General features: G+C 43.1%; 26 protein-coding genes, 1 pseudogene and 1 riboswitch. Of the genes and pseudogenes, 7 read left to right on the forward strand and 20 right to left on the reverse strand.

Annotation, left to right across the window (positions count from 1 at the left end; genetic code table 11):
• Positions 1-11: 11 nt before the first annotated feature.
• From V7K15_RS15105 to V7K15_RS15115, 3 genes are all read left to right on the forward strand, one after another.
• On the forward strand, positions 12-992 hold the full coding sequence (locus tag V7K15_RS15105) for a 2-dehydropantoate 2-reductase (protein ID WP_334906288.1): 981 nt from the start codon (positions 12-14) through the stop codon (positions 990-992).
• Between the two features lie 316 nt (positions 993-1,308).
• Positions 1,309-2,793, forward strand: coding sequence for an ABC transporter permease subunit (locus V7K15_RS15110; protein ID WP_334906289.1), 1,485 nt, complete (start codon positions 1,309-1,311; stop codon positions 2,791-2,793).
• Positions 2,786-3,520, forward strand: coding sequence for an amino acid ABC transporter ATP-binding protein (locus V7K15_RS15115; RefSeq protein WP_334906290.1), 735 nt, complete (start codon positions 2,786-2,788; stop codon positions 3,518-3,520). Before V7K15_RS15110 ends, V7K15_RS15115 begins: the two co-directional genes overlap by 8 nt.
• Here V7K15_RS15115 and V7K15_RS15120 read toward each other — a convergent pair.
• From V7K15_RS15120 to V7K15_RS15155, 8 genes are all read right to left on the reverse strand, one after another.
• Entirely contained in the window at positions 3,517-3,678 is a 162-nt protein-coding gene (locus V7K15_RS15120; protein WP_334906291.1) for a hypothetical protein, read from the reverse strand. The genes V7K15_RS15115 and V7K15_RS15120 overlap by 4 nt on opposite strands.
• A 284-nt stretch (positions 3,679-3,962) precedes the next feature.
• Positions 3,963-5,513 (reverse strand): cytochrome P450, encoded by a 1,551-nt coding sequence (locus V7K15_RS15125; protein WP_334906292.1) that lies wholly within the window; start codon positions 5,511-5,513, stop codon positions 3,963-3,965.
• Positions 5,514-5,848: 335 nt separating this feature from the next.
• On the reverse strand, positions 5,849-6,544 hold the full coding sequence (locus V7K15_RS15130; protein WP_334906293.1) for a pentapeptide repeat-containing protein: 696 nt from the start codon (positions 6,542-6,544) through the stop codon (positions 5,849-5,851).
• Between the two features lie 373 nt (positions 6,545-6,917).
• Positions 6,918-7,100, reverse strand: coding sequence for a hypothetical protein (locus V7K15_RS15135; protein ID WP_334906294.1), 183 nt, complete (start codon positions 7,098-7,100; stop codon positions 6,918-6,920).
• Between the two features lie 223 nt (positions 7,101-7,323).
• Positions 7,324-7,695 carry a TSUP family transporter gene (locus V7K15_RS15140; protein WP_334906295.1) on the reverse strand — a complete coding sequence of 124 codons (372 nt, stop codon included), beginning with the start codon at positions 7,693-7,695 and terminating at the stop codon, positions 7,324-7,326.
• Between the two features lie 24 nt (positions 7,696-7,719).
• On the reverse strand, positions 7,720-8,685 hold the full coding sequence (locus V7K15_RS15145; protein WP_334906328.1) for an acetamidase/formamidase family protein: 966 nt from the start codon (positions 8,683-8,685) through the stop codon (positions 7,720-7,722).
• A gap of 52 nt (positions 8,686-8,737) precedes the next feature.
• Positions 8,738-9,103 carry a tetratricopeptide repeat protein gene (locus V7K15_RS15150; RefSeq protein WP_334906296.1) on the reverse strand — a complete coding sequence of 122 codons (366 nt, stop codon included), beginning with the start codon at positions 9,101-9,103 and terminating at the stop codon, positions 8,738-8,740.
• A gap of 199 nt (positions 9,104-9,302) precedes the next feature.
• Positions 9,303-11,528 (reverse strand): EAL domain-containing protein, encoded by a 2,226-nt coding sequence (locus tag V7K15_RS15155; RefSeq protein WP_334906297.1) that lies wholly within the window; start codon positions 11,526-11,528, stop codon positions 9,303-9,305.
• A gap of 922 nt (positions 11,529-12,450) precedes the next feature.
• On the opposite strand from V7K15_RS15155, the gene V7K15_RS15160 reads away from it, so the two are divergent.
• From V7K15_RS15160 to V7K15_RS15175, 4 genes are all read left to right on the forward strand, one after another.
• Entirely contained in the window at positions 12,451-12,819 is a 369-nt protein-coding gene (locus tag V7K15_RS15160) for a hypothetical protein (RefSeq protein WP_334906298.1), read from the forward strand.
• Between the two features lie 295 nt (positions 12,820-13,114).
• Entirely contained in the window at positions 13,115-13,321 is a 207-nt protein-coding gene (locus tag V7K15_RS15165; protein ID WP_292793795.1) for a hypothetical protein, read from the forward strand.
• A gap of 76 nt (positions 13,322-13,397) precedes the next feature.
• On the forward strand, positions 13,398-14,534 hold the full coding sequence (locus V7K15_RS15170; protein WP_334906299.1) for an AIR synthase related protein: 1,137 nt from the start codon (positions 13,398-13,400) through the stop codon (positions 14,532-14,534).
• Positions 14,535-15,180: 646 nt separating this feature from the next.
• The gene (locus tag V7K15_RS15175) at positions 15,181-15,867 is read left to right on the forward strand and encodes a PHP domain-containing protein (RefSeq protein WP_334906300.1); all 687 of its coding nucleotides are present in this window, start codon (positions 15,181-15,183) and stop codon (positions 15,865-15,867) included.
• A 47-nt stretch (positions 15,868-15,914) separates the two neighbouring features.
• Here V7K15_RS15175 and arsH read toward each other — a convergent pair whose 3' ends face one another.
• From arsH to V7K15_RS15235, 12 genes and pseudogenes are all read right to left on the reverse strand, one after another.
• Complete coding sequence (gene arsH / locus V7K15_RS15180) at positions 15,915-16,550, reverse strand: arsenical resistance protein ArsH (RefSeq protein ID WP_334906301.1); 636 nt, start codon at positions 16,548-16,550, stop codon at positions 15,915-15,917.
• 85 nt (positions 16,551-16,635) lie between these two features.
• The gene (locus V7K15_RS15185) at positions 16,636-16,890 is read right to left on the reverse strand and encodes a hypothetical protein (protein ID WP_334906302.1); all 255 of its coding nucleotides are present in this window, start codon (positions 16,888-16,890) and stop codon (positions 16,636-16,638) included.
• Positions 16,891-17,031: 141 nt separating this feature from the next.
• Positions 17,032-17,445, reverse strand: a complete 414-nt coding sequence (arsC, locus tag V7K15_RS15190; protein WP_334906303.1) for an arsenate reductase, glutathione/glutaredoxin type — start codon at positions 17,443-17,445, stop codon at positions 17,032-17,034.
• A gap of 31 nt (positions 17,446-17,476) precedes the next feature.
• A complete protein-coding gene (gene arsB, locus V7K15_RS15195) occupies positions 17,477-18,541 on the reverse strand; it encodes an ACR3 family arsenite efflux transporter (protein WP_334906304.1) in 1,065 nt (354 codons plus the stop codon).
• A gap of 201 nt (positions 18,542-18,742) precedes the next feature.
• A pseudogene (locus tag V7K15_RS15200) lies at positions 18,743-19,831 on the reverse strand (PstS family phosphate ABC transporter substrate-binding protein).
• A 333-nt stretch (positions 19,832-20,164) separates the two neighbouring features.
• Complete coding sequence (locus V7K15_RS15205; protein ID WP_334906305.1) at positions 20,165-20,491, reverse strand: ArsR/SmtB family transcription factor; 327 nt, start codon at positions 20,489-20,491, stop codon at positions 20,165-20,167.
• A 288-nt stretch (positions 20,492-20,779) separates the two neighbouring features.
• Positions 20,780-21,484, reverse strand: a complete 705-nt coding sequence (locus V7K15_RS15210) for a precorrin-2 C(20)-methyltransferase (RefSeq protein WP_334906329.1) — start codon at positions 21,482-21,484, stop codon at positions 20,780-20,782.
• A 2-nt stretch (positions 21,485-21,486) separates the two neighbouring features.
• Positions 21,487-22,113: a precorrin-8X methylmutase gene (locus tag V7K15_RS15215; protein ID WP_334906306.1), complete on the reverse strand. Its 627-nt coding sequence runs from the start codon at positions 22,111-22,113 to the stop codon at positions 21,487-21,489.
• Positions 22,114-22,273: 160 nt separating this feature from the next.
• Positions 22,274-23,839, reverse strand: a complete 1,566-nt coding sequence (gene cobG / locus V7K15_RS15220; protein ID WP_442949677.1) for a precorrin-3B synthase — start codon at positions 23,837-23,839, stop codon at positions 22,274-22,276.
• A riboswitch (adenosylcobalamin-variant (AdoCbl-variant) riboswitch) is annotated at positions 23,806-23,895 on the reverse strand. It overlaps the preceding gene by 34 nt.
• Before the next feature lie 299 nt (positions 23,896-24,194).
• Positions 24,195-24,608 carry a hypothetical protein gene (locus V7K15_RS15225; RefSeq protein ID WP_334906308.1) on the reverse strand — a complete coding sequence of 138 codons (414 nt, stop codon included), beginning with the start codon at positions 24,606-24,608 and terminating at the stop codon, positions 24,195-24,197.
• A gap of 592 nt (positions 24,609-25,200) precedes the next feature.
• Positions 25,201-25,365, reverse strand: coding sequence for a hypothetical protein (locus V7K15_RS15230; RefSeq protein WP_334906309.1), 165 nt, complete (start codon positions 25,363-25,365; stop codon positions 25,201-25,203).
• 34 nt (positions 25,366-25,399) lie between these two features.
• Positions 25,400-26,251: an FAD-binding domain-containing protein gene (locus V7K15_RS15235; protein WP_334906310.1), complete on the reverse strand. Its 852-nt coding sequence runs from the start codon at positions 26,249-26,251 to the stop codon at positions 25,400-25,402.
• Positions 26,252-26,372: the final 121 nt, after the last annotated feature.

Consider the following 26,372-nt stretch of genomic DNA (forward strand, 5'->3'; position numbering starts at 1 on the left):
TCATAATTCTAATGAAAATCTGTATTGTTGGCGCGGGTGCGATCGGTGGATATTTAGGGGCAAAATTGGCACTCGCAGGTGAAGCAGTGACGCTAATTGCGCGTGGTTCTCATTTGGAGGCAATTCAAAAAAATGGGCTGAAGTTGCTCATGACAGACGGTTCTAGCCAAATTGCTACTCCATTTTTGGCAACTAGCGAGATCCAAAAAGCGGGACGACAAGATGTAGTAATTTTAACTGTTAAGGCTCACAGTGTCCTGGCGATCGCACCTTTTCTGCCTGCACTCTACGATGCCCAGACGATGGTGGTGACAGCCCAAAATGGTGTTCCTTGGTGGTACTTTCGTCAGCATGGTGGTGAGTATGAAGGTACACGCATTCAATCTGTTGATCCAGATGGGATTATTGAAGCTAATATCACTGCTGACCGCGCCATCGGTTGTGTCGTTTACCCGGCAACTGAGATAATTGAACCAGGTGTAATTAAACATATTGAAGGCGATCGCTTTACTCTGGGTGAAATCGACGGCACTAAAACAGAACGCATCCAATTATTAGCACAAACTCTCAAACAGGCAGGATTTAAAGCACCAATCCGCAATCAAATTCGCACGGAAATTTGGATCAAGTTGTGGGGTAATGTGGCATTTAATCCGATTAGTGCCCTGACTGGTGCTACTCTAGAAGGTATTTGTCAGTATCCTCTGACTCGTGAACTAGCGCGGCAAATGATGACTGAAACTCAGGCGATCGCTGAAAAATTGGGTATAAAGTTTGGCATCACAATGGATCAGCGAATTAATGGGGCAGAAAATGTTGGTGCCCATAAAACATCTATGCTACAAGATATTGAAGTTGGGCGGACTACGGAGATAGACGCGATCGTTGGCGCGGTGGCAGAATTGGGAAAACTTACTCAAATTCCCACACCTTATATTGATGCTATTTATGCCAGTGTTAAGCTGCTGGAGGCGACTAAAGTCAGAATTTGACGAACCACAGAGACGCAGAGAACACAGAGACAGGAGGAATAGAGAGGATTTTTGTGTCAGCTTTGGGATATTTTTTTATTTGGAAGTCCCTTAAGGTGCGGAATGAAAGTTATCAGGACTTACGCAAAATATCTCTCAAACTCTGATTTCTCCGTGTCGCGCCAGTTGCTATAAACTCCTCCACCCCCGCAACGCACTGGCTTCTCTGCGCCTCTGCGGTAGCCTGCGGCAAGCCGTTCGCGTAGCGTCTCGTAGAGAAGCGTCTACGCTATTCCGTAACTTGTGCGTAAGTCCTAGTTATATAGTTATCAAGTTTATGAATAAGAAAAAACTATGGCTATTAACGATACTGGTTGTAGTAGTAATCAACATGATCATCGGACATAGTAATTCTCTAAAAGCTGCTTCATCTTTAGGTAAAGACACGCTGACGATGATTACTTCCCCAGATTATCCTCCTTATGAGTTTTATGATACTAAAGTCGGCGATCGCCAAATCGTTGGCTTTGATATAGATATTGCCAAGACCCTTGCTCAAAAACTAGGGTTTAAACTTCAGATAATGGAATCCGATTTTAATGGATTAATTCCTGCACTCCAAGCAAATCGCGCTGACTTTGCAATGGCTGGGATGACTCCAACTCCAGAACGTCAGAAAAATATTGATTTTTCAATTATTTATTACGAAGCTAAAGATACGATTGTCGCCCCTAAAGGTAGCAACCTGAAGCAGCCCAAAGATTTATTAGGAAAAAAGGTTGGGGTACAACTAGGAACGATACAAGAACAAAATGCTCAGAAAATTGCTAAAAAAGTTGCGGGTATTCAGCTAAAGCAACTCAACAAAGTCCCGGAAGTAGTTCAGGAAATCAAATCTGGGCGAATTGATGCAGCAATTGTTGAGGATACTGTCGCTAAGGGATTCGCCCAAGCTAACCCAGATTTAGAGTTTAATATTATTCCCTCAGAGGAGGCAAGTGGATCAGCGATCGCTTTTCCCAAAGGTTCTTCTTTAGCAGAACCGTTTAACAAAGTCCTTCAACAAATGAAGGACAATGGCACATTAGCGAAACTAGTAGCCAAGTGGTTTTCACAGAACACTACCGCCAATCCTGCATCCTCAACTCCTGCCAAAGGCGGATTGAATCTCGACTTCACCAGAATTCTTCCTGATATTCCCTTTATTCTTCGGGGAATCCCTTTAACTTTATTGTTTACGCTATTATCTGTATCCTTGGGGTTAATCTGGGGAACAATACTCTCTCTATTAAAAATTCTCAGCATCAAGCCGCTTACCTGGGTTGCTAACGCCTACACCTCTGTTTTTCGAGGCACACCATTGCTATTACAGTTGGCGTTGGTTTACTACGCAACACCCCAGCTTACAGGCTATGACATTTCCGCATTGGAGGCAGGGGTGCTAACTTTTACCCTGAATTCTGGCGCTTATATGTCGGAAACTATCAGAGGTGGGATTCAGGCGGTGGATAAAGGGCAAAGTGAAGCGGCAATGTCTATGGGTGTTCCCTATTGGTTGATGATGTGGGATGTGATTTTTCCCCAAGCATTGAAGAACATTCTCCCCGCATTGGTAAATGAAACTATCGGATTGCTCAAAGATTCTGCGCTGGTGTCAACTATTGGGGTAGTGGAAATATTACGCAGCGCCCAAATCGTTGGTGCAAACAAGTATATTTATTTTGAACCACTGCTATTTGCAGGGTTAATCTACTATGTTTTGGTAATGGGTATGACTTTGGGTGCATCCGCTTTAGAAAGGAGGTTACGGGAAAGTGAGTAATGTAGTAATTCGCACGGAATTTTTATCTAAATCCTTTGGCAAACTCGACGTACTCAAAGATATTTCCACTGAGTTTTACCAGGGGGAAGTGGTTGCCATATTAGGCCCTTCTGGTTCAGGTAAGTCTACCTTTCTGCGATGCATAAACTTGCTAGAACAACCCACCAGAGGAAGAATCTACTTTCACGACCAAGAAATCACTAATCCCAAGGCAAACATCGCTAAGGTGCGTCAGCATTTGGTGATGGTATTTCAACATTTTAATTTGTTTCCCCACATGAGTGTGCTGCAAAATGTCACCTACGCACCCATAAAGGTGAAAGGAATAAACAAGCAAAAAGCAGAACAACATGGCTTAGAATTGCTTGCTAAGGTCGGTTTAGAACCAAAAGCAGATGTCTATCCGTCCAAATTATCTGGGGGACAAAAACAGCGAGTAGCGATCGCGCGTGCATTAGCAATGGAACCAGAGATGATTTTGTTTGATGAACCCACCTCTGCATTAGATCCAGAAATGGTTAAAGATGTGCTGGAAGTGATGAAAGCTTTGGCGGTATCTGGAATGACAATGGCGATCGTTACTCATGAAATGGGGTTTGCTAGAGTTGTTGCCAATCGGATTATGTTCCTCGACCAGGGAAGTTTAGCAGAAGATACTACTCCTAGCGAATTTTTCCAAAATCCTAAGTGCGATCGCGCCAAGCAATTCTTGGAAAAAATGCTTTAGAACATCAGAAATTCAGCGCTTTTCTTGTATTCCTGAAACTTTTCCAAAACGGGGCGATCGTTTGGCATTAATGCAGGTAAAAGCGCACTCACTGAATTTGCGATCGCAAAGGGTTGGTTAGAAAGATAAATCAGAATGGCGATCGCACAAACTACCAATTTATAACAAGAATTGTCTTGGATAGGGAGCTAAGTACAGCCTTTCCTTAATTCGTAGCGAATTAAGGAAAGGCAATACCCTACAATGGCAATGAATGCGTCGGCCGCTTTGTTAATGCGTCGGCGGCCTTGTTAATGCATCTCAATGCAATGCCAATGCGTTCCCCTGCATTGGAAACGCTGCGCTTTTACCCAAAACTGTACTAAGAGCGATCGCTTTTCAATATGGTTTGGATAAGCTTTTTTCTTCCCTTGCTTTCCTTTAAACTGAAACAGTATTATCCCTACTTTCTCAAACGAAAGCGCACTGGCATTCTATCAGGCGGATAAATCAAAAGGTTTTGCTGTAACTGTTCCAGAGATGATCGACCGTTGACCAACTCCCAGTCAAAGTAGTAAAGCAGTAGTGCCAGCATCATTGTTCCTTCCAGCATTGACAAATGCTCTCCCAAGCAACGATGAGAACCTGAGCCAAAGTCTATCATTGGCAGTTGACTACTTTCCTTATTCTTCTCTAACCAACGCTCTGGCAGAAATTCATCGGGATGAGAATATACTTCTGGATCTCGTCCAGCAGCAAGCATTGACCAGAATATTTTCGTGCCACGAGGAATAACCGTACCCTCAATAACAGTGTCACGTTCAGCCTCCAATGAAGTCGAGCCTGAAGCGACTGAATAAAGGCGCAAAGTTTCCTTGATAATAGCGCGGATGTAATTCAAATCCTTGAGGCTTTCTCCATTAATACTGCCTTGACTTTTCCAAGCTTGGTCAACAACGGCCTGTGCCTGCTGAAAAACTCTTGGATTTAAGGCCAACTCTCCTATTGCAAAGGATAAAGTATGGGCCGTGGTATCAGTACCAGCGATTAAAAGTTCAATAACTTCTGCTACTAGTGTTTCCCGATTGTATTTTGGTTCTTTGGCAGCTATTTTCACCAACATTGATTCTTGGAACAAAGGACTTACCTGTGTTAAATCCGTCTGATTTTGTTCTCTCATCTGTAAAGCTAAGTCTACACGGGGAGTAATAAACTCCTCTAAATATCGCCTTGCTGCCCAATAATCTCGTGAATTCTTAGTTGGCAGATATTTCATCCATATCTTCTCGCCAGTAGCTACCCGTAGGAACCTATAGCTGACAATAGACATCGCCTCGTACACCTTGAGAACATCAAGGGGTTGTCCTTCATGAGTAGCAACGTTTTTATCCACAGGAATGCCCAGTACAAGAGAGGAAATCACCCTCATTGTTAGTTCTACAAACAGAGGATCTACCTGAACTTCTGGTGAAGCAGCTGACTGAATTTTCTCAATTATTTGTTCGCAAGCTTGGCTAATAATTTCCACATATTTGGAGAGACCGCTAGAACTGAATTCAGGGTTCCAAGCCTTGCGTCTGTACTGCCACTCACTTCCGTTTTGACCAAAAAGAATGGGCCCACCAATGTCGTTCCAAGCTTTGCTAGCTCGCTGTGACCTAATTAGGCTACCGTCTCTCATCCCATTAACAATGGTGTCTTCGATAACTTTTGGCTTACTCAAAACGAGAACTGGATTGCCAGTCCAGTAAACATACATTGGCCCTAGCTGCTGGCTCCAATCAAACAATAATTGGAAGAATTTCTTCTCTTTCACTGCTGCTAATACTTGAGGAATATTTCCTAATAGCCAGTGTCTCTTAGGAGAGGGAAAGGACTGTAGAGATTTGTAAGTGTTCTTTTGTTTCCACCACCGCCAACCTAATATTCCCACTGTGCTAGTAATGCCTAAGACTGTAACTAAATATGGAAATGAGTCAGAAAAAGCAATTTGAGCAGCAATCTCTTGGAACATGAATCCGCCTTTGTCCAACAAAACTTAGGTTATTCAGATACTACCGTATTGTTTCCAGATTGGTTCAGCGCGGTTCATAGTTGAGTGGTTTCTAAAGAAAATCTAAAGGTAGCAAATAGCGATCGCCTGAAAACAGGATAATGCAGCTGAATTGGCGAATTCTTCCCATTCAACCTCTAACTATGGCATCTACACCAAAATCCTGGCTTCCAGCCGAGATCATTAGACTTCTTGCATAAATCAAAAAAAGAACCCCACCCCGCCTTTGACTTACGTCAAATTCTCCCCTAAGAGCCTGCTCTTAGGGGCTGGGGGTGTTAGGGACTTTTGCGGTTCTATTGGAGAGCAAAAGCCAAGTCACTCTCAATAAACAAGGCACCTGTTAGGTTAGCGCCACTCAAATTGCATTCGTGAAAATTTGCCCCTCTTAAATCTGCTAGTGCTAAATTGGCTCCTGTTAAATCTGCATGAGTCAGGTTAACTTCACTTAAACATGCGCTAGTGAGGTTAGCCCCCCTCAGTGAAACTTGTTGCAGGTCTGCCCCTTTTAGGTTTGTCCTCATTAGGTATGCCGAAATCAGGTCGGCTCCACTTAAATTAGCTTGGCTTAGGTCTGCTGCTGTTAAATCAGCTTTACTGAGATTGGCTTGACTTAGGTCTGCCCAACTCAGCTTTGCATAACTTAGGTTAATTCCACTCAGCTTTACTGATGCAAGTACTGCACACCTCAAATTAGCATTAACAAAATTTCTTTCTCCTATTGCATAACGGCGTAAAATTTCATCAGCTGTTACTCTGTCTAAAACAGCTTTTGAAGCGCCTTGATAACACCATGTAGCTTCCAATAGTAAGGACGCAGTATTAACAGCTATCTCATCACATTTAGCGATGATCACACCATTGCAGCCATCCCACTGACCGTTGAGCATAAGGGCGATCTCACTAGCAGCAGCAATTGAGTCAAATAGTAAAATGGATTCTTTGTGGGGTTTTAACCAACTATTCCAAGCAGTCGAGATAATATTTTTCATTTCTATAATTTTTGGCGCTTTCAAACGATTACGGCTCTAACTTCAAGGTATTAATCAACTCTGTTGACTTTCCCTCTATCTTGAGTTAAATATTCAGGGTTAGTTCTACCAGTCATACCAATTCACACAAACCCTGATACATATAGATTTATCGTAGAGAACATTGCTGTGCCCCTACCAACGTATTTGTATGATTATTAAAGTGAAACGGTATCACCAGCGCAAAAGACTCGGCTTCGTTTTTCAAGACTGCCTCTTTTTCTTTTATACGCCACTTGGTGACAGAGCGCTGCACACAGCCCTACAAAACTGATGCAGCCCATTTACAGCGCCCAGTCACAAAAGAGTTACAAATGTCTGCAAGAACTAAGTTCTAAACAGCTGAATCTGAGCGTTGTATCTGCTGCCGAATGGTATCAATAGAAGCATTAATACCAGCCAGTTTGGACTCTAAATCATCTCGCATCCAAATCAAGAATTTTAATTTCCGCTCTAAGCTAGCTTTGTGCGAAATGGGTTCGCTTCCATAACAGGTATTACCCCAAAAAGGAAACATAGTCTACCTCTGTATTTAGCTTTTGTAAGAGTGCAATATCTTGCACCACTACATTCTGACTAATAACAATCAGACTGGTGTGGGTAACAACCGACCATTATTGTACGTGTTTAGCGAACCCTTGCTAAAAGTTGCCTCAAGAAATGGTGGAGGTATTTGACCAGACTGCCATCAACTCTTTCCACTCCTCCTTTAAGAAAAAGCTGAAGCTTAATTAAACTCTTCAATTTGACACTAAATAACGAATACCGATCATTAACACAAAGATACCATAGAGCTTTTTCATTAACTCACTGCTAATAAACGGCTGATTTGCAAGCAATGCCCCAAAGAAGTTACCCACAATTAAACCAACTGCAATAATCAAGGCATATTTGATATTAAGATTACCGGTGCGCTGGTAAACCAAGGCTGCTAAAATGCCGATTGGCAAAATTTGAGCAGCCACAGAAGTTCCTGTAGCTAACTTCTGATCCAAACCAATTACTAACACCATTGCCGGAATCATAATTGCGCCGCCACCGATACCAAACATCCCGCCAGCAATGCCAGAAACTAAACCGATTAACAACAGTTGGATAAAGATATTAGACATAAAAAATGGTCGCTTGATTGGAAATTATAAATTAATTTTATAGGAAAAAATGGATTTAGGTAGCATTCCATGCACACCTTTTTGGGGACTGTTTACAACTTGAGTAATATGAAAATTCACAGCTAAACTACACAATACATAAGCATCTTCTGGCGATAAATTTACGAAGCGTTCCAGAAAATCAATCATGTTTTTTAAAGCCAGTTCTAAGGCTTCATCTAAGGTTTGAGCAAAGCCCATTGTGATGATATCAGTTGGAGTTTCGGCAATTGGTGTTGTCAGTTGTAAATCCTTGCGAAGTTTGAGGGTAATTCTACCGTTCATGGAAGTTTCAATGGCGGTGACATTTACTTCACCATCTCCCTGTGCAGAATGCCCATCACCAATAGAAAATAATGCACCGGGTACGAAAATTGGCAAAAATAACCGAGAACCAGCTTGTAATTCCCGATTGTCGATATTACCGCCGTAAGAACCTGGTGGGACAGAAGTTCGAGAGGTTTCCGGAGTAGCGACACCAAGAATCCCAAAAAACGGTTTGAGGGGAATTTTGATGCCAGCACCCGCCGGAAATTCCGCGATATTGTTTGCTAAATCTAGAGGAATGAATCTCAAAGCAGGTTCAGGAAACTGATGTGGTAATGCTCCCCAACCTGTACGAATGGCATTGAAGCCGACAGGTAAACGAGGTGCGATCGCATCTAATTGTACTTCTAAAACATCCCCTGGTTGGGCATCGCGCACATAAATCGGCCCTGTGAGTAAATGCGGCCCCCCGGCAATTTTGCGTTCTGGTAAAAGATTTTGGCAGATGTCGATAAATTCTGGTGTGAGAAACTCTGGTGGTGCTTGGTCATAAACGTAGTAACCAGTATAAGTTTCTACGTCAACGGTATCGCCAGAGTCAATAATGAGTGCTGGTTCTAGCAGATGGGAGAAACCGCCTAAATGCACGGTTTCTTTTGAGGCTTTTAAAATGTGGTGAGTCATTGCTGTTGTGTTTTTAGTTGCGTGCAATACAGAAGCAAGCCGCATCGGCGGGTTAAGAGACTTGAGCAAACCAGCGTACCATTGGTAGGCGTACAGCAATGAACCAGGCTTCATACAAATCTGGTTTAATTGCCAGAGCTTTATCCAAGTTAGCGATCGCTTCTTCTAAGCTACCTAAATTCACCAGCGCAATACTCCGGTTGTACCAGGCTTCGTAGAAATCTGGTTTAATTTCCAGTACTTTGTCTAAGTTAGTAACTATATATTCATCAATAACTTCTAAGTTCGCTAGCACTGTTTTGCTTTTGTAGGAGCCTGCTAAAAAGCCAAGATTCATGTCCAAGGGCTTTTTGTAGCCAGTGTTCGCTTGATTTGGGCGTTCTAAAAGGAGGCTATCTATTATGCGTATTGATTCCATTAAAGTTTTACCCAATTAGTCATGTGGGTGTTAATGCGATCGCATTTTAGATTTTAGCCTCTCTTCTTCTACCTTCTCTGAATAATTAATTATTTCCGTTCTAAATCCATAACTAAAATAGGTTTCAAGTTGAAATGTCATTAACATTATATTTGTGATCTGTATTCACGATAATTGGCAGAGGAAATGGAGACTAGTGCTAAAGGAGATATCTAACGTCAGTATCCTCACAGTCCATCTGCACTACACAATTTCTTCCTTGTGCTTTTGCTTGGTAGAGTCCCTGGTCAGCAGCAGCAATTAAGGTTGCAGGAGATAATTGGCTATGAGGAGTGATGGTTGACACACCAAAACTTAAGGTGATGAATTCATTGACATCAGAATGCGGATGAGGCATTTGTAATGCACTAACATTGGTCTGAATATCTCTTGCAACTGCGATCGCCCCTTGAATATCAGTATTCGGCAAAATGACTGCAAACTCTTCTCCACCATAACGAGCAACTAAATCAACGGGGTGTTTAACTGTCTGAGATATTGCCTTGGCAACCTGTCTGAGTGCATCATCTCCTGCCAAATGTCCATGCGTATCGTTGTAAAGCTTAAAGTAATCGACATCACACAAAATCAAAGATAGTGAGCCTTGCTCTTGTGCCAACCGTTGCCACTCTGCGTTGAACGTGTCATCAAAGCAGCGTCGATTTGCCACTTGGGTTAGACCATCCGAAGAGGCAAGGCGCTGTAATTCCTGGTTTGCTTGTTGTAATTGGTGGTAAAGTTCTGATTGCTGAATAGCGATCGCAGCTTGACCTGCTAACTGCTTAAACAAATTAACCTCAGATCGCTGCCATTGTCTGGGGTTACGGCATTGGTGAGCGATCAATAGTCCCCACAAACGGTCTTGGTGCAAAATGGGTATGATCAGGTTTGACCGGATTTGCAAACTCCGAAGCATGTCAATATGACACGGCGATAGTCCCGCAGTTTCAATGTCTTCGATCGCTTTAGTATTGCCTTGTTGGTAGTATGCGCGCGTAGATTTAAACCACGTGTCCAAGACTTGAAATCCCAGAATGGATATGCAGCCTTCTGCTAAGGATTCTACGGCAACTAACCCACTCCAGTCTGGCTTAAACTGATAGATTACCACTCGGTCTATCTCAAACAGTTGTCGTACTTCGGCTGCTGTGGTTTGCAAAATCTCGTCTAACTCTAACGATTCTCGAATGCGCTGCGTTACAGCCGTGACAATTCGCTCAGACTCGATTTGGTGTTGAACCTGCTGCTTAACCAACTGAGAATTTGCTGATGCTACAGTTAATGCGATCGGATCAAACTGAGGGGTTATAGTGACAGGCACTCCACTGGGTTTAGCAATCAAATAGCCTTGAGCAAGATTTGCACCTCGTTCTCGCAGCCAGTTCAGTTCCTCAATGCACTCAATTCCTTCCGCAACAGTCTGGATGTTTAACTTTTGAGTAATCTCTAGAAGCTTCTCGGTAATCGAAGCTTTGTAAACGTCCTGATGCACATCTCGAATTAACTCCATGTCCAGCTTGATAAAGTCTGGACGTAACTGATGAAGCAAGTTTAGGCTGGAATAGCCAGAACCCAGGTCATCAAGGGCGACTAAAAACCCAGCATCCCGGTAGTATTGCAGCACCGTCTTCAGATGGTCTAAATCTTGAGGATTGTCTGACTCCACGACTTCAAAAACAACCCGATCATGGGAAATGCCGACAGCATCAATTGCATCTACCGTACTACGTAGGCAAAAAGCTGGGTCATAAAGTGATGTTAGTGCAAAATTGATGAAGATATGCCCACTTACTTTATAGCGACTGACTTGAGTAATTGCGCTCAAGCGAGCAACTTGGTCAAGTTGTGGTAGGAGTCCGGCTTCGGTTGCTAACTCCAGAATTGGTTTCGGTAGCAATATATTGCCTTGTTCATCCAGTCCCCGTAAGAGCGATTCATATCCAAAAATCTGCGATGTATCCTTAATTGAGACAATTGGTTGCAAGTAAGTGGTGAATCGCTCCATTGCTAGCATTTCAACCAGCCAGTCGGATTGGTTCAACTTAATGAAGCGTTGTAATGAGGCTATGTCACTAAAATCCTGAATTTGAGGTTGCATAGCGCCTCGAATGAAAAGGACTTGCGTCTCTTTTAATTCTCTCGGTGCAAGCAATTCGGCTAGGTTACGCGCAATTTTTAGCGACTGTCCGGGTTTACAGTCCAAACTTAAACCTGGTCGCTCGTGCATCAGTTCATACTTAAGGGCAAACTGCTGTAGGTAGGAGGTAACTTTTTGCAGAGTATGTGGAACGGGGAACCAGAGAAAGAGCCTGCCTGCTTCCTTACTCCGGCAGCGTGCAACATTGCGACAAGCACAAGTTTTGGAGATGCGACATATTTGACTCATAGCTAACTAATTTACTTAATGCGATCTAGTTTATTATTCCCACTGTTTATCCGATAAAAGATAAACTATACTTCAAATAGATGAAGATTTGATGAGTTTGGCAAACTGAATATTTTAGCTGATCAGGTGATTTCCCAACATCTTCAAAACTTGATATTAACTGCTCAAGCAATTGCCGATAGCTTTTCTACAATAAAGCAAATTAACTAGTAGTTATATAAACAATTTTAAATCATAAAATAAAAGCAAAAATTAGTCAGTGCAAGAAAGATTTTCAGATAGATTAATTAAGATTCAATATATATTACTTAATACCATTTCTTTTTGAAGATGCACCTATGGGACTTACGCAAAACTGCGCTGTAGGGGCAATTCATGTAGTTTTAGCTGACCGCAGGGTATTGCCCCTACGTCAATAAAGCGCAGCCTCACATAGAATTGGTATAAGAATGAATCTAGCCTCAATCAAGAACAAAAGCTCTCCAAAAATTTAATAAAGAATTTTTTATAAAACAGGAGATTTTAAAAGTGTTGTTTATTATCCAAAACTCTTAGAAACATCAAGCACTATATATTATCAATTTTGACAACAGAGTGTTCTTTTGCGTCTATTACTCCTGAGATAGAGATTGTGATCTCAAGTCAGAGGATCACAACTTTCATCATAATTTTAATTTATCGTTTTAAGAAAAAAGACTATTTGATTTTATTCTCCAAGTCGCTTTATCCTGAAATCACTAGAGATTTGAACTTTGAACAAATACAAACTTGGCTTACGATTAATACAGCTAAAGGCTAAGTAATTAACTATCCAAATCTCTATTGCTGTCAAACTTAGGTGAAAAATAGGTGCTACATGAATCCGGCAAAATCATTAACCAGCAACATCAACTTTCAGAAAGCAAAAAAGGACAATAACTAAATGCTAGAGCAGCAGATTGATTCCCCCACCAGACCGAAGACAAGTGCAATGATTATGAAACTTTTCCAAATAACTCTAGTGGTCTTGGTACTTTTGATTAACTTAGGAATTGCTTTCCCCTCTTGGGCAGAAAGAGCGCCTTCTTTAACTAGCAATCCTAACTATTTTGAAGTAGGACAAAAAGTCATTTGGCTTTACAAGCCCCGCACGGATTCTAACGATGTCCAAAGAATTACCGCCGAAGTAGTCAAGTTAAGTTCCAAGCAAGTGCAAATCAAGGTGTACAAACATAACAAGGAATTTGTCAATCGTTGGGTGAATCCAAACAAGCTTGAGAATTCACCAAAAGTTAAAGAGTCAGTACTCTAAAATTTAGCCAGATGGAAGTAAATCTAGTCCTAGCTAGCGACAAAACTCTTTAGTGGACAAAGTATTTGGATTTAGAGTGAGATCAGCTATTTCACATCTAAATATGCATATAATGGTAATCGTAGAAAGAGTGTATCTACGATTATGCCAACTAAAGGACATCTGAGGCGATGCGGAAGCCGCCACTTCGTGAACGCAATCAGAGAATTTACTGTCTGAGTTAAAAGATAGCAATTCTCCACAGTTAACACTAAGGATATTAATCTGATTTTTAATGGATGATGAAAAATAATATATGGATAGTAAAGAATTAGCGCAATACATCGAAGCAACGAATAGCATTACCAAACCTTGGCTATTGGTACAACTGCGCCTCAAGAAATTGCAAGAGCGTCGAGCCACCCTTACAAACGATGTCTATACCAAAGAATTAGAAGATATTTACCAAGACTTGATGAATTTGGGGGAATGGTGGCATGGGATTGAAGATGAGGTATTTTAAAATGATGAGTTATCAGCTATGAGTTTTCCTAACTCCTAACTCCTAACTCCTGACTTTTAACTTAAAACGCAACCTGATGCCTCAAGCTCTCGATCAAGTCGATTACGACACTCTCGATGCCGCAAAACGACGCTTCATCGATGCCGCCAAACGCACACTTGGCTTTGCAAGCGCTTATGGCACCGTGCCCGCATCCGGTCTCGGAGCTAGCGCTAACGCTTTTAGTTTTAACCTGGCTCCGTTTCTAGAGGCGGGGGCTAGGGAACTTTCGATGACACTTGTACCCGAAGGACTGGGCACCGCAGACGATACCCGGCCTGACGATCTCTGTGAAGAGGAGCTTCGACGATTCTGGTGGAATATCGGTATCAAGATCATCTCATGTCTGACGAACGACGCGGCAACCTCAGGTATGCAGACTATACTTCTCGGTCTTTATCTGCCGTCGAGTACTCCTGAAACGATCTTTACTCCCGCTTTCCTTGATGGGTTTCTAGATGGAGTAGTTGAGGGATGTAAACGAGTGGGGTGCGTATATCTCTCAGGGGAAACTCCTCAACTAAAAACTAAGATGATTCCAGGCCGGCTGGACATTGCAGGCTCGGTTTTTGGGGTCATGCCGGCTGGTGTCGCTCCCATTGATAGCTCGCGTCTTGATGCCGGAAATACCATTGTTCTCGTCGAGAGTTCGGGTCCCCATGAAAACGGCTTTACCCCACTGCGAAAGCTCGCCCAGTCGCTCCCTGATGGCTACAGAACAAAACTTCCGAGTGGGCAGGAGTTCTGGTCAGCGATGAATGCTGCGTCGCATCTCTACACGCCGCTTGTGCAGGCGGTGCTTGGCGAAGGAATTCGTCCCACGGCAATGGAGAATATCACTGGTCATGGCTGGCAAAAGCTGATGCGCTCGGTGAAGCCGCTCCGGTATGTCATCGAAACAATGCTGCCAGTGCCGGAGATATTTACGTTTGTCGAGGGTCATCTTGAGGGTGGCGCAGCGACGATGCTTTCCGTGTTCAATTATGGAGCAGGATTTGCATTTTATACAGAGTCACAGCAGGATGCAGAGAGAATCGTGATGCTCGCAAGAGAACATCAGCTTTCGGCTGTGATTGCAGGAAGGGTTGAAGCGTCCCTTAGCCGCGAGGTGGTGGTAGAACCGCTTGGAGTCACCTTGAAGGGGGATTCTTTTGGAATTGCGCGAGGGGTATAGTTATTTAGGAGCGATCGCCAGTTTTCTTGAAGCTATTGTAGACAATTATCCATTTAAAATTAGAGGATACTCTTAGTTTTGCGATGCCCTTCTCTACGAGATGCTGCGCCTAGCTTGCTTCCAGGTACTGCTGCGGAGGACAAGCTACGCGCAGCGTCCCGCAGAAAAGTGGTACGGCGCAGGCTCAGGGTAAGACCTGCGGTGGTCACTGAGCTTTGTCGTTGGCGTAGCCTCTCGTAGAGAAGTGCGGGCTACGCCGGAGCACAAGTCATTACTGATGAGATAAAATCAGTGTAATTATTGAGATGAATAATATTTTTTACACACAACATAAAGTTATATTTGCGGCTGATTAGAGATAATTACTCTACCATGCCTTTACTCTCTAAGTAATTTAACACAGATACTCTAGGCGGATTTATGAAGTTTTGAATGCAATATTTATTACTACCGAAAATAGAAGTAGTCCAAAACACCCATGACTACTGAGGTTAAGATTTGCTAACGTAGTCTTAACATATTGAAAAATTTGCTGAAAAAGCTGAGAAAGTAGCAGCTAACACTAATTTTTAGTGCTAGGTCTTCTCTCATCTGTAAATGTGGCGTTTTAGTGTGTTAAGAATTATATTTTTATTCTGAGGGGGTTATGGTTATAAATTTTGCCCAGACTACTGCTTCGGCAGAACTTTTGAAGCAAGTATTTCATAACATTGATGCACATAGTTGTCCAAGGTTATTCAACTTTCATATGCACACTGTCTACTCAGATGGGAGGTTGCAGCCAAGTGGATTGATGGAGCAGGCGATCGCTATTGGGCTAAAAGGGTTAGCAATCACCGATCATCATGGTATTATCGGCTATCAAGCATCACTTGCTTGGTTAGAAGACTGGAAGTGGAGTAATCCTGGTGCAATCATTCCTCAGCTGTGGAGTGGGGTGGAAATCAATGCCAACCTTTTGGATATAGAAGTTCACATTTTGGCTTACGCTTTTGCAACAGAACACCCTAGTATGAAACCCTATCTGCAAAGAAGGGCGACTATAGGCCAAGAATATCAGGCAAGTAACGTGATTGCCGCTATTCATGAAGCTGGGGGATTGGCAGTTTTGGCTCATCCAGCTCGTTATAAGCGATCGCATTTTGACTTAATTCCAGCCGCGGCCCAAAAGGGTATCGATGGCGTGGAAACTTTCTACGCCTACAACAACCCTACCCCTTGGCAACCGAGCATCTTGGAATCAGAACAAGTGCAAAAGTTAGCTGATGAATACTTTCTTCTCAATACCTGTGGTACTGATACCCACGGTTTGAGCCTGCTACAACGCTTGTAAAGATGAATCCATTTGTTTTTATGCCCCTGGTTCAAACAGCCAGGAGGTTATTTTTTGAGCATAATTGTCTCTTTAGCAGCTTTTTCCTTACGTTCACTATAGCGGTCTGTGAGATAATCAACTTTGTCACGCAATAGCAAGGTAAACTTGTAAAGTTCTTCCATAACATCCACGACGCGATCGCGGTAGGGCGAATCCTTCATAGTGCCGTCTTCGTTAAACTCCTGATATGCTTTAGCCACTGAGGATTGGTTGGGGATAGTGAACATTCGCATCCAGCGCCCAAGAATTCTTAATGTATTAAGAGCGTTGAAAGACTGAGATCCCCCACTCACTTGCATGATCGCCAAAGTTCTGCCTTGAGTCGGGCGCATCGCTCCCATCGTCAGGGGAATCCAATCTATCTGATTTTTCAGAATACCAGAAATCTGACCGTGCAACTCTGGGCTAGACCAGACTTGCCCTTCTGACCACAGGCTTAATTCGCGCAACTCCTGCACCTTTGGGTGAGTGTCAGGTACGCTGCCGTAGATTGGCAGTTCGCGCGAGTCGAAAAACTTTACCTCTGCCCCAAATTCTTCAATGATGCGTGCTGCTTCCTCTGCTAAGAGGCGGCTATAGGAACGCTCACGCAGGGAGCCATACAAAAATAAAATTCTGGGGGGATGGTCAAATGTCGTCATAGAAATTTCAGTATACAAATTAATAGCTGGGAAAGATAAGCGCAGAGCTACAGAGACTAAGAACAGGTGGATTAAGGGGTTATTTTTACCTCGCTTTGAGACTTAGCTTGTGTACTTCAGCAACTTGAAATCTGCTATATTTTTCGTGAAAATTTGCTTTGGGTTTGTTGAGCCAGGGACGGCATATCAATAACAAAACAACGAGTAGAAAATATGAAATTAGTCCTGTCGCACCGATGATGAATAACCCTGGTAGCCTATCTTTTATCGTTTCAGACTTGAGCTTCTTCCACCAATCTTCATCCATTGCTTTATCCCAATATCTAATAGTAATTAACATGCCATTGGCTTACGAACACCTGCTAGTTTCTCTGGAATCACCCACCACAGGTTCTCTGAAATTGGTTGAATTGTTTCTTGCTCCATTGGTTTGAGTCTTAGTCTAATCCCAGTACTACAATTTGATTTAAGGTTGCAATCTTTATCGAGCAGGTATAATTTGTTTATTTATAGACTCAATTAGTTGAGTCACCCGTTCCCTGATTTCATCGCGGACTCTCGGAAAAACTTCCGGTTGTTCTGCTGGATCATCTAATTGCCAGTCTTCAAATACTTCCCGTGTTACCCATTCCGGCGGCAAATTCACGCCACAGCCACACAAAGAAATCACTACATCAAAGTCTTGGGCTTTGAAATCACTCAGGGGTTTGGAGTGTTGATCGGTAATGTCGATACCAATTTCTTTCATGGTAGCGATTGCTTCTAGTCTGACAAGACTTGCTTCTAACCCAGAGCTTATCACTTCAATCTTTCCCTTGCCAAGAGTTTTAGCAAAACCTTCCGCCATTTGGGAACGGGCAGAATTCTTTTTACAGACAAACATCACACGTTTCATCGTTCAACTTCTCCGAATAATGTGAGTCAATTTAAAGGGTTCTCGATTCAGGTGTTACGAAATAACGTTTTTCAAGCCAGAAAGCAACATTAACAAGACCAATCAACACAGGCACTTCTACTAGAGGCCCGACAACGGCGGCAAAAGCAACACCTGAATTAATGCCAAAGACGGCGATCGCAACTGCGATCGCAAGTTCAAAGTTATTTCCGGCGGCTGTAAACGCTACACTTGCGGCTCTAGAATAGTCTATCTTAATCCGCCAAGCCATATAAAAGCTGACCAGAAACATGATGACGAAGTAGATGATCATCGGAATTGCAATCTTCACTACATCTAAGGGTATCTGAACGATCAAATTTCCTTTCAAGCTGAACATAACCACAATTGTAAATAACAAAGTAATCAGCGTGATCTGGCTGATTTTAGGCACAAATTCCTCATGATACCACTGCTTACTTTTCACCTTTACTAAGAAGTAACGAGTAAAAAATCCAGCTAAAAAGGGAATACCCAGATAGATGAACACACTTTTGGCAATCTCGGTAATGCTGACATTCACAACACTGCCTTGTAACCCAAATAGTGGCGGCAGTACAGTTATGAAAAACCATGCATAAGGACTATAAAAGATGACTTGAAAGATACTGTTGAAGGCAACCAATCCAGCCGTGTACTCTGTATTGCCTCGTGCCAAGTCACTCCACACAACCACCATTGCAATACATCGGGCTAATCCAATCAGAATCAATCCGGTCATGTATTCTGGATAACCGTGTAAGAAGATAGTCGCCAGAGTAAACATCAAAATTGGCCCAATGATCCAATTCTGAATTAGTGACACACCAAGAATTTTTCCGTTGCGAAATACATCCCCTAATTCTTCATACCGCACCTTGGCTAAGGGCGGGTACATCATCAAAATTAACCCAATAGCAATTGGTATATTGGTTGTTCCCACCTGGAACTGGTTGATAAATGCTTCTACTCGCGGAAATAAATAGCCTAGACTAACACCGATAGCCATTGCTAAAAAAATCCACAAGGTCAGGAAGCGATCAATAAAGGAGAGGCGTTTTGAAGTCTTTTTATTCATTATGGAGTTCATACAGCTTACATTAGGGACTTTCAAATAAAAAAATACTCAACTACTTCTTGTAGGGTGGGCGTCTCCCGCGCCGGTAGCCAAATGCGGGTAAGATGCCCATCCTATAAGATTAGATAATTTATTTGTTGGAAATCCCTTATTCAAAGTTTGATCATGAACAAGTTGCTTGGTTTGGATGATTGTCCATACCTAAAACTGTCCTTCCTTCCGTAACAACTCCCCTATTGTTAAGTTCATCTCTGGTTTTCCTCCAAATACTGTTCCCACTTTGCCTTCATACAAGTGAATATAATTGAGGTGTTTGCTATCATTTGGTAAAGGTATATAGCCCACAGCACTTACTATTGTTGGTGCTTTATCAATGTAAAATTCGACAAATTTGTTTACTAATGTTTTGTTTTGGTTATCCCGAAAATTAACGTAGATAAACAAAGGTCGAGCAAGGGGCTGATACTGAACTTTTTCTACAGTTTGACGTGATGGCAGTACTGCCCCTTTGCCGTTGTCAATTGCCAGCGCTTTTAACTTATTTTGGGATTTTTCGTAATAGGCATAGCCAAAGTAACCCAAAGCATTTGGATCTTTGCTGATGCCATCCACCAATACTTGATCATCTTCACTCGCTGTGTAGTCATTACGACTGGCTCTAGTTTTACCTACAGTCGCTTCTGTAAAGTAGTCAAAAGTACCAGACTCTCTCCCAGCACCATACAAATTCATTGGGCGATCTGGCCAAGATGCACGTACTTGGTTCCAGCGAGTGATTTTCCCTTGGGCTTCCGGTTCCCAAATCTTTTTCAATTCTGCTATTGTGATGTCTTTTGCCCAATCGTTTTGCGGATTAACAGCGACGGTAAGCGCATCAAAAGCAATGGGAAACTCCATATACGCCACACCATTTTTCTTGCAAGTTTCCATCTCTGCCTTCAAAATCGGTCAGGAAGCGTTGCTAATATCGGTTTTTCCAGCACAGAATTTTTCAAACCCGCCAGTAGTACCAGAAATTTTAACTGCAACCTGCACCTGATTCTTTGGATCAGCTTGATAGTTTTTGGCAATCGCCTGTGAAATGGGATATACCGTGCTAGAACCATCAATTTCAATTATTGTTGTTGCAGCCTTACCAGAATCTCTTCCCTTAGTCCCATTTTGTGACTGCTGAGTTTGAGCAGATAGGTTGGATGCTGCTGTGCAACTGGTCGTCAAAGCTAATATTGCCAGTGCTCCGGCGTAGCCTGCACTTCTCTGCGAGAGGCTACGCCAACGACAAAGTGACACAGTGAACCCTTCGGCAAGGTCAGGGTAAGACCTGTCGAACTGCTCAGTGACCACCGCAGGCATCGCCAATTCCTTTGCTGTTGTCTTCATTGACACCATCCCTGTGAGTTATATCAAGAGTATATCTAAGTAAGTCGGCGTTAAAAAAATAACCTATATGACGAAATGTAAAATCAGCAAACAGCTTATAAATCACTGATCACACAATTTTTATAAAACTAAATATATATGGGTTTTATCGTGCCCATATACTTATATATCAAAAAAAATTGATTTGTAAATGCCTACACAGCTAGAAAAAAACAAAACATTACAAAAAAAATTGATGGATTTTTAAGTCTCGCAGCGAGAACGAATAGGTAATATTGGGCTAAAGCGGCGGAATTCTGCTAGATACTGCTCTAGGGCAACAAATTGCGGCAGATTGAGACTGTAGTAAATCCAGCGCCCTTCTTGACGAGCGCGAACTAAACCAGCTTGTTTCAGGGTTTTGAGGTGAAAAGACAGTTTAGATTGAGTGGTTCCCAGGTGGTCGCACAGGTCACACACGCATAGTTCTTGAGAGCGCAGCAGTTCTAAGACCTGAATCCGTAGGGGGTCAGACAGGGCATGAAAGCCAGCAGCGATCGTTTCAGGAGTGAAGGTGCTATTAGGAACCATCAAATTTTATTGAAGTATTTCTTTATGGTAAGGGACTTCCAAGAAATAAATTATCTAATCTTGTGGGGTGGAGATCTTGTCCGCCCTTCTCTACGTGCGGGCGAGACACCCACCCCACAAGAAGTAGTTGAGTATTTTTTTATTTGTCAGTCCCTAAAGTGTAAATGATCGGTTAAACAATACCTTTAGCGAAAATAAAGGTAGGTCTAATACATCCTCTTACATAAATATTTTTTTGTTTCGCGCAAAGACTTTAAAACATAATTATGAATTATGAATTTTAAAGGTCTATAGTCGATTCTTAGTTGGGATCACAATCATTGAGAAATAGGGTACTTCAGCTGGATCGACTTCATCCAAAGGTACGATGCGTTGCTGTGACGTTGATGCCCGCTCAATATATCTTGCTCTTGATGCTAGCCCTAATTTATGTAGGATATCTCGTACTTTGGTAAAGTGACGACCTAGTTTCATAATTGCGGCTGCGTCGGTAATTAGCAAATGTGTAGTCAGTTCTTCTGCTGGGAGTGGGGCGGGTAGGACGGTGAGAATATCAGTATAGTAGGTGAAAGGCACACCCAAGGCTACCGGACAAGCCATCAGTGAAGAAACTCCGGGGACAACTTCTGTTTGGTATTGGTCAGATAACCGCGTGAACAGGTACATAAACGAACCATAGAAAAATGGATCACCTTCGCACAGCACCACAACATCTCGACCGGCTGCTAAATGGGCGGCGATTGGTTCAATTTCTTGATCATAAATAGACTTTGCCTTTTCTGGCTCCAAAGCGCGGGGGAGGTGAAATAGCACCTCAATTTGATTACCAGGAAGATACTGTGCCACGATCGCTCTAGCGATACTTGCTTTATCTGTGGCTGATTGATAAGCTACCACCGGAGCCGCACGCAATAGCCGCAGCGCTTTCAGAGTCAATAGTTCGGGATCGCCTGGGCCGACACCAATTCCATAAAGACGACCTTTGGTTTTTATATTCATTCTTCCTCCGTTGCTAGGGCGTTAACTGCTGCTGCTGCGATCGCACTCCCACCGCGCCGACCGTGTAATGTCAAAAATGGTACATTTCTGCTGTCTGCTGCCAGTGCTGCTTTCGATTCGGCTGCACCGACAAATCCCACTGGAAAGCCTAAGATTATAGCAGGTTTGTGAGCTAATTCATCGAGCATTTCTAACAGCCGGAACAGTGCGGTGGGCGCATTTCCAATTGCAATCACTGCTCCTTCGAGGTGCGATCGCCATAATTCTAAAGCTGCCGCCGACCTTGTAGTACCCAGACGCTGGGCAATTTCTGGCACTTCCGGATCATTGAGAGTGCAGATAACTTGATTGTTTGCAGACAACCGCCGTCTGGTAACGCCATCGGCAACCATCCGGCAATCGCACAGAATTGGCGCTCCTGCTGCTAGTGCTGCCCTTGCGGATTGCACTGCTGTTGGTGAATATCCCAAGTCATTGATAATATCCGTCATCCCACAGGCATGAATCAGACGGACGGCAACTTTTGCTACATCCGGTGGCAGCACATCTAGGTTCGCTTCTGACCGGATGATTGCAAAGGAATTACGGTAAATTTCGTTAGCATTTCGGATGTAGTCGGGCATTTAGTTTGGGATTTTGGATTTTGGATTGATTTGTCAATTAATATAGATACTCCGTTTTCACTAGAAGAATACCTAATTTAATTAACCGCAGAGGCGCAGAGAACACAGAGAAGAGAAACAGAGGAATTGGGTAATCTTCAACTGTGAAGAAAGAAAGTAATCAATCATCTGTATTTATTAACTTCTGTAATTGGGCGATCGCATACCGATTAGCAAATTCCCCAAAGGACTCATTGGGATTTAAACGTTGAATTTTATACACCTGTAGTATCCGCTCTATTAATGTCGGAAGTTCGGCAAAAGTCACATATTTATATATTTCACGTCCGAATTTATGCTGGTTGTCACCTACATAAACGTGATAGCCTTCAACAGTTCCATTCTCAGCCTCAATGCTGACACCAAGCAGAGTAATATCACTCTTGCTGTGCTGGGCGCAAGATTTTTCGCAGCCGGTGAAGTGGATATTAACTGGGTAATCCAGAGTGATGCGAGTTTTAAGATACTTTGCTAATGCCAACGCATCATCCTTGGTGTCCGTCGCAGAAGCGGCGCAACCCTTTTTGCCAGAACAGGCAACTAATGCACTCTTGATGTTGGTTGCAGAGGTATCCAATCCTAAGAAAGTAATCTCTCGCTGGACATCAGCAACCCATTGCTGAGGGATATCTGTGAGGAGCAAATTTTGCCAGGGGGTTAGCCGAAGAGTTCCGCTACCGTATTTTGCTGCTAAATCTGCTAAACCCCGCATCTGCTTACTTTCTAATCGCCCAAGGGGTAAGACGACACCAAGGTAAAATAAGCCTTGCTGACGTTGGGGATGAATGCCAATATGCTGATACTTCCCCTCTGACTGCTCCCACTTCCCTTGCAGGGAAGTGGGTTGGGGGGTTAGGTCTTTTCTTGTTTCACTGTATAAAAGAGAAAAAGATAGATGTTGCTCAACTTGCTGGAGATAATTTTCACAACCCAAAGTATTTAATAACTCTCTTAGACGTACCTGACGCTGACTCGTAGTATTACTATGAGCTAGATAGACATCCGCCAAAGCTGCCAAGACGGTCAAACATTTTTCTGGTAGTAACAAAATTCGCATATCACTAGGCGATTGACCCTTTGCGCCTACACTGAGATAGAGGCGAAAATAAACATTACCGTCAACTAAGATAGCGGCAAAGGTGATATCATTCAAGCGATCGCACACCCGAATTATCCCACCACCATCAAAGCAAACGCTAAATTTCGCCGACAGTCCCGAAAGCGCCGGATGTGCAGCAATATAATCATCCCAACCTTGGACAAAAGGGCGAGTGTCGATTAATTCCTGAGTATCGATACCAGCAGTTGGGCTGGTCATAATATTGCGGATGTGGTCTACAACAGGATTGCCAGAACCCAATTTCATATCCTGTAAATGCTTCAGAACATCAGCATTTATCCCCGTGTGGATTTCACGGATTTGTAGGTTAGCTCGATTAGTCACATCCATATAGCCGCCACCGTGCTGTTCTGCTATATCTGCGATCGCACGGCACTGCTGACTACTAATAATCCCACCGGGTATTCTAATCCGAGATAATATCCCATCGGCGGCGGGTGTAGCATAAAACAAGCCAGGACAAGTGGCAAATCCAGAAAACAAACTTGGAACTCCTTCCCGGTGCAACGCAGGGAGTAAACGGTGAGTGTGTCCTGAGAGTTGGCATTCTGACTTGGGTGATCCCATTACAGCTGCGGCACAGTCCCGGAATTTCACCGGAGTTTCCCAACTACAAGCTTTAGTAATTTAGCACGAGAAGGCAGTCAGAAAATTTAATGCTTTGCGGAAGTCCCTATCTTTTCTGCGTTCGCGCAGCGTGTCGCAGACAGACGCTACGCGAACAAGGTATTCCTAAGATGGGGATTGTGAGCAGAGGATGAACGCAAACAGCGTCACGAAGTGAGGATTACATCCAGGATTTTCTGGTGTTGACAATTCAAAATTCGGCTGCTGGCGTTTAGACTGCGATCGCCTTAATAAAAATGCTCCAAAGAGTACAACCCATAAAGCGATCGCCAGACATTATAATTTTACAATTGGGCTATCTAACATAATTTTGAGCCACTTTCCAATAGCGGGAGAACCGCTTCAGGTCAATATAGCCATCATAATCAAAAAATGGTTCTACCTTTAGCACTTGGACTGTTAGCGATCGCTCCATTTGATTGCAGATATGAGCAAATCTGGGACTGGGACTGTTAGCTGTGACAACTAAATTCGCATCATGTTCTTGAGCAAAAGCTAAAATTTCTTGTGCCACATCGCCACGGCGGATAACAACGGGTAACTCTAGCAAGCATTCGTAGATGAAAGCGATGCGTTTGAGACTCAGTTGCCATTCCTCTATTAAAGCCTCGTCCCAAACCCAGATAGCTGGCGCATCGGGGTATTTTTGCAGTCCGGGGTTGTATGGGCTGAGGCAATCTCCATGCACCCAAACAATTGGTTTACTCATTAGATTTTGGTTTTGTTTCCTGTTAAGACGCAAAAAATCTTAGTACAGCATTTCATTAATTCGTAGCAAATTATAGCAGAATTCAAGTATTTGAACTACATCTGTCGTAAGGGCATAGCATTGCTCATTGGTGTCAACTTAACTAACGTAAAAGCCATTCTAAAACCAATACAGTTCAGTTAAGCATTTATTGCTTCTCTTCCTTCTCTTCCTTCTCTTCCTTCTCTACGAGACGCTACGCGAATGCGTCCTTCTCTTCTCTACGAGAGGCTGCGCCAACGAGACGCTGCGCGAATGCGTCCTTCTCTACGAGACGCTGCGCGAATGCGGTTCGTTAAAAAAATTGACTTTGACAAAGAGTTTTAGCCTTAACCCAAGCGTATTGATTCTAAAACCAGCTTTTAGAGATTGTCTCGTTCCCAGTCTCCGACTGGGAATGCCTAGTGTGAGGCTCCGCCTCAAGACTAGCGGCAGAGCCGCAATTGATTTGCATTTCCAGCCAGAGGCTAGAAACGAGGTTTTAAAGGGGTTTGGGCTTAAGTTGACACCTATGAGCATTGCAGTGCCCCTACCGCGTGGTCTATTTACCGACTCAGCACTCTTCATCTGAAAATAGGTGTAAATCTGGCAATGCCAATGCATCCCTCTGCAATGCCAATGCGTCCTTCTGCAATGCCAATGCATCCCTCTGCAATGCCAATGCGTCCCTCTGCAATGCCAATGCATCCCTCTGCAATGCCAATGCATCCCTCTGCATTTAAAAACGCTACGATTCTTATGCAAAACTGTACTTACCGCCGCTTCTTCCCATGCTGCCAACTTTGGCTATTGGCTTGTTTGCTAAATTCCCCTTTAGGAAAAAGTCGCTGTTCTAATTCTTCATAGCTGCCTTCAAAATCACAATGACCGTAAAGCGGACATTTTTGGCAATAAACGCTTTTCGTATAGCGTTCTAAGTTCTCACGGTTGAAAAAATACGGTTTATGACTAAAGGTGCTAGCAACCCACTGCCATGACATATTATTGCTAGCAGGATCTCCATCTAAAAGGTGTTCAAGAAACCACTTAGCTCCTGCTTGCCAACGAATACGCCGCCAATGGACAATATAAGCGGCTAGCCACATCCGGGCGTGATTATGTAGATAGCCAGTTTCTTTTAAGTCACGGCTAAAGGTGTCGATGCAAACTCTGCCTGTGGTTCCTTGTCTGATATCTTGCGGCAATTCCGGTGCATATTCAGCCACAGTGTAACCAGTTTTGTACTCTTCTTGGTCTTCCCAGATTCCATCCCCTAACTTTACATACAACCGTTGCCAGTAGTCGCGCCAGCCTAACTCATTAATTAGTTTAGTAGCATCGTCTTGGTGCTGTACCCGGTCAAGGACATAATCCCGAATTTCTCGCAAACTCAAAACGCCATAGCGGATATAAGGCGAAAGTCGCGTGACTGCACCTGTGAAAAAATTACGTGTTTGCGCGTAGAGTAATGGGTCAATTTTTTGCAGCGCTTTTTGTGCTGCTTGGCATCCTCCCAGAGTTTCGCTGATGTGGTCATCGCGTTGTGCCGCATCTGGAAATTGTTCGCGGAGGTAGGCTACCAACTCATCGCGGTTGGTAAATTCGCGTTGCATATCTTTAGTCATGAGAACTTTGAAGGGTGAGAATAGATAAACAAAAATATCTGTAAGTTAAGTCATTATTATGACGTTTTTCCATAGTAAAGTTTATTCACTACAGATGAATGAGATGCGATCGCTCAATAGC

Source organism: Nostoc sp. (assembly GCF_036919815.1).
Taxonomy (GTDB): domain Bacteria; phylum Cyanobacteriota; class Cyanobacteriia; order Cyanobacteriales; family Nostocaceae; genus Nostoc.